This window comes from uncultured Aureimonas sp. (assembly GCF_913775355.1).
GTDB lineage: Bacteria > Pseudomonadota > Alphaproteobacteria > Rhizobiales > Rhizobiaceae > Aureimonas.
In genome coordinates this window covers 1-7340 of sequence record NZ_CAJYIU010000309.1, presented here as the reverse complement: position 1 = coordinate 7340, position 7340 = coordinate 1, and the positions used below count along the sequence as shown (strand labels likewise).

The following is a 7340-nucleotide window of genomic DNA, read 5'->3' as shown; positions in this document are numbered from 1 at the left end:
GAGAAGGTCGGGCAACGTCTTGATGATGTCGCGCAGCGCATGGATCGTCGCATCCGGCGTGTTGGCGCAGATCTGGATCGATAGGTCGCCGTGGCACAGCGCCGGATCGAGCGCGTCGTTGGGAAACCGCGCCATGCGCTGGAGGCAGCGCGGACGCAGCGGCTGGAGCCACGGACGGTCCTCGAAGAAGCTGTGCCCGAGCGACAGGGTCATCGTCAGGTTGTCGTGCGCGATCACGGGGCCGAGGATGCCGGAATCGGCGGGCGGAAGCTTCGGGTCGAGTTCGGGCACCGGGCCGCCCGCCATCAGGAAGCGGAAGCGCTCGGTGAGGGTGCGGAACAGGCGCTCGACCTCGTCCGGCGACTGCGCCAGCGTGTCGAAGGCGACCACCATGCCGGCCGCCGGGCGGGGCGTGACGATGCCGCTCTGATGGAGGCCGTGGAACGGCTGGCTCCGACGCGCCGCCTCGCTGTGCGGCGCGTCGGCGACCTCGACTTCGGCCGCGCGCGCGGCGCCAAGACCCGCGATCGACGCGGCGGCAGCGCTGCCGGCAAGGCCCATCAGCAGGCGGCGGCGATCCGTGACGAAGGCGGGGCAGCCGCCGGTGGGGGCGCCGCTCATGCGTCGTCCTGCCCGAGGCCGATCGCGGTGCCGAGCGCGTCGATCGCCTCAGCCAGCGCGCGTGCATCCGCTGCCAGCCTGCCGCGCGCGGCCTCCGGCACGGTGTCGAACGAAGGCGCGGCACCGGTGCCGTGAAGCGCAGCGACCTCGCCCTTCAAGGCTTGAAGCCGGGTCTCCACCGCAGCGAAGGGCGCGGGCGCCGCATCCGCGGCGACGGGCTTGAGGAGGATCGCGATCTTCTCGACGCCGGCAAGGCGCGCCTCGATATCGGTGATGTCGGTGCGGGCATAGACGTTCTCGCCGCCGCCCTCCGCCGTGTCCGCCAGCGCGCGCAGGGCACGCGTCGCGCCGTCCGTCATGTCGACGGGGCCGATCTTCAGGGCGCGCAGCCGCTCGCGCAGCGCGCCGATATCCGCGACAAGTTGATCGGCGATGGGCCCGAGGCCGTCGAGCGACCCTCGGGCGAAGAGGCCGTATTCCAAGCGGTGGAAGCCGGTGAAGCCGCCGTCCGCCTCGCGCGCGGCGAGATAGGCGGCGACCGGGTCGATCCGGTCGGCCAGGTCCCCGATCCGCTCGGCGACGGGGGCGATGCGCTCGAACGGCGCGCGTGCGGGTGCGTAGAGCTCGCGGGCGCGGGCCATGTCGCCGCTGCGCACGGCCGCGGCGAGCGCTTCCGCCGCGCGCTGGAGATCGCGCGCCTGCATCTGCGTGAAGACCTGATACTCGGCGAGCGGCCCGACGAAGGCGACGAGCCGCGGCGCCTCGGTCGGTGCACCGCTCCCCGACGGCAGGACCACGAGGCGGCCGCGCGGGTTGGACAGAAGGCCGCAGGTGATCGCGTATTCGCCGGGCTTCAGGCGCGCGCCGATCGTCTGCGACAAGCCGGGCGCGATGTTCTCGCGCTCCTCGACCACCATTACGCCGTCGAGGATCTCCCATTCCACGGCGCGCTCGGTCTCGTTGACGATCCGGAAGCTGACGCGGCCGGCCGGAACCGTCAGGGCGTTCGGCTGGCAGGCGTCGCCGCGCAGCGTCACGGTCACCGCGTCAGCGCCGGGGGCGCGGCGTGCGGCGACCTGTGAGGCATAGGCGAAGGCGCCGACGCCTGCGAACATCAGGCCGGCGGACGCGACGGCCCCCCAGCGAAGGGCACGGCGCGAGACGGGAGCGGGGGCGGTCATCAAGCCGTCCTCAATGCAGTGCGGCGGCGGGGCGCGCGGGCGCTCGGGCTGGCGAGGCGGCCGGACGCAGGAACAGCCGCAGGGTGACGACGAGATAGGCGAAATAGGCGAGAAGCTCGCCGGCATTCGGGTCGGCCATGTAGCCGAAGAGGCCCGACAGGACGCTGCCGAGCGCGCTGTCCACCGGCAGGACGGGCGTCAAGTCGATCACCGTCGCCTGCAGCGCGTTCCAGACGCCGGCCTCGTGGAGATGGCGCAGCGAGCCGGCGAGGAGGCCGGCCGCAACGACGATGATGAAGACGCCGGTCCAGCGGAAGAAGCGCGACAGGTCGAGCCGCACCCCGCCGGCATAGATGGCGGCGCCGAGAAGGGCCGAGACGCCGATGCCGAGAAGCGCTCCGAGCGGGCCGGCCGCGCCGGGGCTCTGCTGGAAGAGGGCGAGAAGGAAGAAGACCGACTCCAGCCCTTCGCGCGCGACGGCGAAGAACACGAGGCCGACGAGCGCCAGCCCTTGCGCCCGCGTTCCACTGAGCGCCTGGTCGATCGAGCCCTGCAGTTCGGCTTTGAGCGAGCGCGCCGCCTTGCGCATCCACAGCACCATCGAGGTGAGGATCGCGACGGCGACGAAGCCGACCAGCGCCTCGAAGAGTTCCTGCGTGCGCTGGGGGAACTCCGCGCTCGCCAGCTGCAGCCCGGCGCCGACGAAGAGCGACAGCGCGACGGCGAGGAAGATGCCCGACCAGACGGCCGGCATCCAGGCGCCGCGACCGCTGCGCGAGATGTAGCCGGCGACGATCCCGACGATCAAGGCGGCCTCCAGCCCCTCGCGGAGCATGATGAGGAACGGGACGAGCATGGTCGGACCCCAGCGGTTCTGAACAGGATGCGGCGAGCGTTCGCCGGGTGGGTCCTCATAATCCTTCACAAAAAAGTCAGCAAATGTTTTGTTTTGGAACTGCTCCAGCCTAACCCCTGCCGCACAACGGTTTGCGGGGTGTCGACAGGTCGTTTCTCGCCGTCGGCCAGGGTCCGGACGGCGAGTTTTGGCGATGCCTCGCCACGGCCGGTCAAATCATATAAGGACATCCTTATATGTGGTGCGGCCGCGCCCCGGCCTTGAGGTGCTTCCCATGAGTTCCACCCTCGACACGCTCTTCGCGTCCCGCCTCGCGCAGCCGCGCGACGATGTCTGGACGGCGCTGCGCAAGGCGGCCGCCGAGCGTATCCTGATCCTCGACGGCGCGATGGGCACGCAGATCCAGGGGCTCGGCCTGCAGGAGGACGATTTCCGCGGCGACCGCTTCCACGACTGCCGCTGCCACCTTCAGGGCAACAACGACCTCCTCGTCCTGACGCAGCCCAAAGCCATCGAGGACATCCACTTCGCCTACCTGATGGCCGGCGCCGATATCGTCGAAACCAACACGTTCTCCGGCACGACGATCGCGCAGGCGGACTACGAGATGGAGGCGGTGGTCTACGAATTGAACCGCGAGGGCGCGGCCGTAGCGCGCCGCGCGGCCCTGCGCGCCGAAGAGGCAGACGGGCGCCGGCGCTTCGTCGCGGGCGCGATCGGCCCGACCAACCGCACCGCCTCGATCTCGCCCGACGTCAACAATCCCGGCTACCGCGCCGTCACCTTCGACGACCTTCGCATCGCCTACGCCCAGCAGGTTCGCGGCCTCCTCGACGGCGGCTCCGACATCATCCTCATCGAGACGATCTTCGACACGTTGAACGCGAAGGCCGCGATCTTCGCGGCCGAGGAGGTGTTCGCCGAGGCCGGCATCTCGCTGCCGGTGATGATCTCCGGCACCATCACCGACCTGTCGGGGCGCACCCTGTCCGGCCAGACGCCGACCGCCTTCTGGCATTCGGTGCGCCACGCCAAGCCCTTCACCATCGGCCTCAACTGCGCGCTCGGCGCGGAAGCCATGCGCCCGCATCTCGCCGAGATCTCGGGCGTCGCCGACACCTATGTCTGCGCCTATCCCAATGCCGGCCTGCCCAACGAGTTCGGCCAGTACGACGAGACGCCGGACGCGATGGCGCGACAGGTGCGCGGCTTCGCCGAAGAGGGGCTGATCAACGTCGTCGGCGGCTGCTGCGGCTCGACCCCCGAGCACATCCGCGCCATCGCCGACGCGGTCGCGGGCCTCAAGCCGCGCGCCATCCCGAAGCCCGCCCCGATGATGCGCCTGTCGGGCCTCGAGCCCTTCACGCTGACGAAGGACATCCCCTTCGTGAACGTCGGCGAGCGCACGAATGTCACGGGCTCGGCCAAGTTCCGTAAGCTCATCACGGCAGGCGACTACGCCGCCGCACTGGATGTCGCGCGCGATCAGGTGGCGAACGGCGCGCAGGTCATCGACGTCAACATGGACGAGGGCCTGATCGACTCGAAGGCCGCGATGGTCGAGTTCCTCAACCTCGTGGCCTCGGAGCCCGATATCGCCCGCGTGCCGGTGATGATCGACAGTTCCAAGTGGGAGGTGATCGAGGCCGGGCTGCAGTGCGTCCAGGGCAAGCCGATCGTCAACTCGATCTCGATGAAGGAGGGCGAGGAAGCCTTCCTGCATCACGCGCGCCTCTGCCGCCTCTACGGCGCGGCCGTCGTCGTCATGGCCTTCGACGAGGAGGGGCAGGCCGACAGCTTCGAGCGCAAGGTCGCGATCTGCTCGCGCGCCTACAAGCTCCTCACCGAGAACGGCTTCCCGCCCGAGGACATCGTCTTCGACCCCAACGTCTTCGCGGTCGCGACCGGCATCGAGGAACACGATGGCTACGGCGTCGCCTTCATCGAGGCGACGCGCACGATCCGGGAGACGCTGCCGCACGCCCATATCTCGGGCGGCGTGTCGAACCTCTCCTTCTCGTTCCGCGGCAACGAGCCGGTGCGCGAGGCGATGCACGCGGTGTTCCTCTACCATGCCATCCAGGCCGGCATGGACATGGGCATCGTCAACGCAGGGCAACTCGCGGTCTACGATTCCATCGACCCCGACCTTCGCGAGGCCTGCGAGGACGTGGTGCTCGACCGGCCGGGGCGGGAGGGCAAGAGCCCGACCGAGCGGCTGCTCGAGATCGCCGAGCGCTATCGCGGCACCGCCGGCAAGGAAGCGAAGGCCAAGGACCTGTCGTGGCGCGAGGGCACGGTGGAGGAGCGGCTGTCCCACGCGCTCGTCAACGGCATCACCGAGTTCATCGACGCCGACACGGAAGAGGCGCGGCAAAAGGCCGAGCGTCCGCTGCACGTGATCGAGGGGCCGCTGATGGCCGGCATGAACACGGTCGGCGACCTCTTCGGCGCCGGCAAGATGTTCCTGCCGCAGGTGGTGAAGTCCGCCCGCGTCATGAAGCAGGCCGTCGCCCATCTCCTTCCCTACATGGAGGAGGAGAAGCGCCTGAACGGCGGCGAAGCGCGCAAGAACGCCGGCAAGATCCTGATGGCGACCGTCAAGGGCGACGTCCACGACATCGGCAAGAACATCGTCGGCGTCGTGCTGGCCTGCAACAACTACGAGGTGATCGACCTCGGCGTGATGGTGCCGGCCGCCAAGATTCTCGAGACGGCCAAGGCGGAGAAGGTCGACGTCATCGGCCTGTCCGGCCTGATCACGCCCTCGCTCGACGAGATGGTGCATGTCGCGAGCGAGATGGAGCGCGAGGGCTTTGACGTGCCGCTCCTGATCGGCGGGGCGACCACGAGCCGCGTCCACACCGCGGTCAAGATCGATCCGCGCTATCGCAAGGGGCAGACCGTCTACGTGACCGACGCCAGCCGCGCCGTCGGCGTCGTGTCGAGCCTCCTGTCGCCCGAGGGGCGTGACGCCTATGCCGCCGGCGTGCGTGCCGAATACGAGCGCGTGGCGGTGAAGCATGCCGAGGCCGAGGCCGAGAAGCAGCGCCTGCCGCTGGAGAAGGCGCGCGCCAACCGCCAGCCGATCGACTGGTCGGGCTTCCGGCCGGTGAAGCCCTCGTTCCTCGGCACGCGTACCTTCGACACCTGGGATCTCGCCGATCTCGCCCGCTACATCGACTGGACGCCGTTCTTCCAGACCTGGGAGTTGAAGGGACGCTATCCCGCGATCCTCGACGACGAAGCGCAGGGTGCGGCGGCGCGCCAGCTCTTCGACGACGCGCAAGGCATGCTGTCGCAGATCGTTGCGGAGGGCTGGTTCCGGCCGCGCGCCGTGGTCGGCTTCTGGCCGGCGAACGCCATCGGCGACGACGTGCGCCTTTATACCGACGAGGCGCGCAACACGGAGCTTGCGACCTTCTTCACGCTGCGCCAGCAGCTCGCCAAGCGCGGCGAGCGACCGAACGTGGCGCTGGCCGACTTCGTCGCGCCGAAGGAGAGCGGCCTCGCCGACTATCTCGGCGGCTTCGTCGTCACCGCCGGCATCGAGGAGGAGGCGATCGCCGAGCGCTTCGCGAAAGCCAACGACGACTACTCGGCCATCATGGTGAAGGCGCTGGCCGACCGGTTCGCGGAAGCCTTCGCCGAGCGCCTGCACGAGGTCGTCCGGCGCGAGCTCTGGGCCTACGCGCCGGACGAAGCCTTCGCCCCGGAGGAGCTGATCGGCGAGCCCTATACCGGCATCCGCCCGGCGCCGGGCTATCCCGCCCAGCCCGACCACACCGAAAAGGTGACCCTGTTCAAGCTCCTCGACGCGGAAGCCGAGACCGGCGTCACGCTCACCGAGAGCTATGCCATGTGGCCGGGATCATCGGTCTCCGGCCTCTATCTGGCGCATCCCGACAGCTATTACTTCGGCGTCGCCAAGGTCGAGCGCGACCAGGTCGATGACTATGCCGGGCGCAAGGGCATGGCGGTGGCCGAGGTCGAGCGTTGGCTCGGGCCGGTGCTCAACTACGTGCCGACGCGGAGCTGAGAGCCTTTCGGCGACCCTCTGACGTCACCGCAGAGCCAAACGCCGGTCGCACCAAGCGGCCGGCGTGTCTCGTCAAACCCTCCGCATCGGGTCGTCGGTGCATCGCCCGTTTCGCGCAAGATATGCCGCAATGCAAAATGGTAAGACCGACTTACTGTAAGTAATAACCGCCATATCTGCAGTCAAAATGTGGCTAAAACGGCACAACGATGTGTCGGAGCGTCGATCCGGAAAGGGGCGGCGGCGTTTTTAAATTGTGTCCAAACATCTTCAGTGCCATTCCTGGGACGTAGCCGCCGCAAGGGCTGCGTAGCCTTCAACCAGGATTTGTCCGGGACAATGAAAAACGTTTTCCACCAAGTACTTCTTGGCTCCGCTGCGGCTCTCGTCGCTGTTTCCGGCGCTCGCGCTGCCGACGCCATCGTGGCCGTCGAGCCGGAGCCGGTCGATTACGTCCGCGTTTGCGACGTCTACGGCAAGGGCTTCTACTACATCCCGGGCACCGAGACCTGCCTTTCGGTCGGCGGTTACGTCCGCTTCCAGGTGAACGTCGCCGGTGACCCGGCCGTCAACCTCGAAGGCGACGACTACCAGCTCGCCAGCCGCGTCCGCGCCCGTCTGAACTTCGACGCCCGCGAAGAGA

At 68.7% G+C, this 7340-nt stretch carries 5 protein-coding genes; 2 read left to right on the top strand and 3 right to left on the bottom strand.

Translation table 11 applies throughout. The annotated features are described in order from the left end of the window. The 3 genes from QZ753_RS18910 to efeU form a co-directional block, all read right to left on the bottom strand. Positions 1–621: Dyp-type peroxidase domain-containing protein (locus tag QZ753_RS18910; RefSeq protein WP_294645931.1), on the bottom strand; the 621-nt coding region annotated here is incomplete at its 3' end. Next, positions 618–1802 (bottom strand): iron uptake system protein EfeO, encoded by a 1185-nt coding sequence (gene efeO, locus QZ753_RS18905; RefSeq protein WP_294645929.1) that lies wholly within the window; start codon positions 1800–1802, stop codon positions 618–620. The genes efeO and QZ753_RS18910, both read right to left, overlap by 4 nt. Before the next feature lie 10 nt (positions 1803–1812). Continuing rightward, on the bottom strand, positions 1813–2658 hold the full coding sequence (gene efeU / locus QZ753_RS18900) for an iron uptake transporter permease EfeU (RefSeq protein WP_294645927.1): 846 nt from the start codon (positions 2656–2658) through the stop codon (positions 1813–1815). 274 nt (positions 2659–2932) lie between these two features. Between efeU and metH the strand changes: the two genes are divergently transcribed. Together metH and QZ753_RS18890 are read left to right on the top strand one after the other, a co-directional pair. Beyond that, positions 2933–6697: a methionine synthase gene (gene metH / locus QZ753_RS18895; protein WP_294645925.1), complete on the top strand. Its 3765-nt coding sequence runs from the start codon at positions 2933–2935 to the stop codon at positions 6695–6697. 339 nt (positions 6698–7036) lie between these two features. Continuing rightward, positions 7037–7340 (top strand): porin (locus QZ753_RS18890; protein WP_294645923.1); only part of this gene is annotated, 304 nt, incomplete at its 3' end.

Coding starts and splice junctions, on each gene's coding strand:
- efeO (WP_294645929.1), bottom strand. CDS start 1,802: ATGACCGCCCCCGCTCCCGTCTCGCGCCGTGCCCTTCGCTGGGGGGCC.
- efeU (WP_294645927.1), bottom strand. CDS start 2,658: ATGCTCGTCCCGTTCCTCATCATGCTCCGCGAGGGGCTGGAGGCCGCC.
- metH (WP_294645925.1), top strand. CDS start 2,933: ATGAGTTCCACCCTCGACACGCTCTTCGCGTCCCGCCTCGCGCAGCCG.